This is a genomic window from Streptomyces sp. 4F14 (assembly GCF_048159485.1).
In the GTDB taxonomy this organism is placed as follows: domain Bacteria; phylum Actinomycetota; class Actinomycetes; order Streptomycetales; family Streptomycetaceae; genus Streptomyces.
Genome location: NZ_JBLRVY010000294.1, coordinates 1 through 348 on the forward strand (window position 1 = coordinate 1; position 348 = coordinate 348).

The following is a 348-nucleotide window of genomic DNA, read 5'->3' on the forward strand; positions in this document are numbered from 1 at the left end:
GAGGCGGTCATCCCGCCGTGGAGGTTCAGGCGGTGAAGCGCTGGCGCAACTCGCCGATACCTTCGACGTAGCTGACGAGTTCGTCGCCGGACGCGAGGAAGCGCGGGGGCTTGCGCCCGACACCCACGCCGGAGGGGGTGCCGGTGAACAGCACGTCCCCGGGCAGCAGCGGGATGTGTTCGGAGAGACCGGCCACGATCTGGGGGATGCTGAAGACGAGCTCGCCCGTGCGGCCCTTCTGCACTTCCTCGCCGTTCACCGCGCAGCCGAACTCCAGGTCGTCCGGGTTGGCGAATTCGTCGGGTGTGACAAGCCAGGGCCCGGTGGGCCCGAAGCCGGGGAGCGACT

Annotated in this window: 1 protein-coding gene; it reads right to left on the reverse strand. The window is 69.5% G+C overall.

Annotated elements, in window-relative coordinates:
* Positions 1–25 precede the first annotated feature (25 nt).
* The coding region (locus ACLZOT_RS50790) for a fumarylacetoacetate hydrolase family protein (RefSeq protein WP_416976093.1) at positions 26–348 on the reverse strand (323 nt) is incomplete at its 5' end.